The 1,502-nt window shown below is 55.4% G+C and carries 2 protein-coding genes; both read right to left on the reverse strand.

Annotated features, from left to right (window positions below):
- Positions 1-583 precede the first annotated feature (583 nt).
- Positions 584-952, reverse strand: a complete 369-nt coding sequence (locus KEM60_RS15825) for a transposase (protein WP_219232358.1) — start codon at positions 950-952, stop codon at positions 584-586.
- Positions 910-1,386 (reverse strand): winged helix-turn-helix domain-containing protein, encoded by a 477-nt coding sequence (locus KEM60_RS15830; protein WP_219232360.1) that lies wholly within the window; start codon positions 1,384-1,386, stop codon positions 910-912. The genes KEM60_RS15825 and KEM60_RS15830 overlap by 43 nt, the downstream gene beginning before the upstream one ends.
- Positions 1,387-1,502: the final 116 nt, after the last annotated feature.

Consider the following 1,502-nt stretch of genomic DNA (forward strand, 5'->3'; position numbering starts at 1 on the left):
GGGATACCTGTCAAGAGGAGAGCTTCATTGACGACCGGGAGCATCCTGCAATAGATTCGAGAAGCTGTCGATGGTGAAATCATCTACCTGGTCAGCAAGGAACATCTGTGACAGATTGTTCCGTAGACGTTCCAGGGTGAGAACGACTTGTACTTTGACGGGCAACCGATGTCTACTCAAGTCCACTCCCGGGGAGTGAAAAATCTCGATGACCCGCCCGACGAGTGCATCGTGATCTAGTCCTGCTGTACGACTGGTACCGCATCGGTCGCTTCCCTGAGAGATGTGAGTCTGCTAACCCAATGATCTCAAAGCGGCCGATGTTTTTATATATGTGTATGGTGACAGGTGTGTATCGATTGTTTCCCGGAGTGTAGGGGACGGGCCGCTAATGCCTCGTGAATAACGCCCTTACTAAGAGTAATCTCTACTAGTGGACTAAGTGCGTTATTCACGAGGGATTCACCTCTTTGTGGAGAGCCAGAAGACCTGCATGTCGCAGGCCCTTGCAATAGATGGGTCACCCAACGTCTCATCGCTCGTGAATAACGCCCTGATCCTTGGTTTCATGAGACACCGGCCGTTACAGGCTGCGTAATATAGGCCAGGGCAGGATCCCAGAAAACCCGCGGACCGTCGCCAGTGAGTTCTTCAAAGCCGCCAACGCTGCCTCGCATAGTTCCCATAGGTGTCTTTTATTCACCGGCAACTGTTTCCTTATCTGGTCGTGTTTCACGTTCTTCCATGCCCACTTATTGGGATTCAACTCGGGGGAATACGGAGGTAAAGTGAACAGGGCAATATGCTCGGAATGCCCCTCGATCCATTTCTTCGTGATCTTGCTCGCATGACAAAGGTGGCCATCCACCACCAGATACACCAGCGTCCCAACATCGGCGTTCAATTTCTCTAGAAACCCGATGAATACCTCAGAATCGGTCGAGCCTTCCACCAACTCGAAGCGCAACTCCCCCCGCGCCGAGACCGCCGAATCATGCTCACCGACACTCGCGATCCCGTACCACGCACCACAGGAGTCTTCCCTACCGGCGCCCACGTGGTCCCACTGTGGTAATCATTACGCACACCATCCTCATCAGCGAAGAAGATCTTCGCTCCCGCCTCCTTCGCCGCAGCACGCAACGCCGGATACTCCACCCGACGCCAGGCCTCCACCCTCACCTGATCCTGCTCATACGCCCGCACCAATAGCCGCTGCGCCGACAACCCCCACAACCGCAACAACTCACCAACCCACTGCCGCGAATACACCACCCCGAACTCCCGCTCGATCAACTCCTTCACCACCCTCGTCGTCCACAACCTGACATCAAACTGCAACCCAGAAGGACCCGCCCCCACCACCCACCGCACAACCCTCTCCATCTACTCCGGCGTCAACTTCCCACCCCGACCACGAGCCGGAACCTTCACCACCCTCAACACCCCCACCCGATCCAAAGACAACCACCTACAAACCGTCGACCTCCCCACATCAAAAG

This window comes from Austwickia sp. TVS 96-490-7B, from assembly GCF_019331795.1.
In the GTDB taxonomy this organism is placed as follows: Bacteria; Actinomycetota; Actinomycetes; order Actinomycetales; family Dermatophilaceae; genus Austwickia.

What these genes read in the sequence shown, in the direction of transcription:
- KEM60_RS15830 (WP_219232360.1), bottom strand. Translation starts at nt 1,386, where the DNA reads ATGGAGAGGGTTGTGCGGTGGGTGGTGGGGGCGGGTCCTTCTGGGTTG.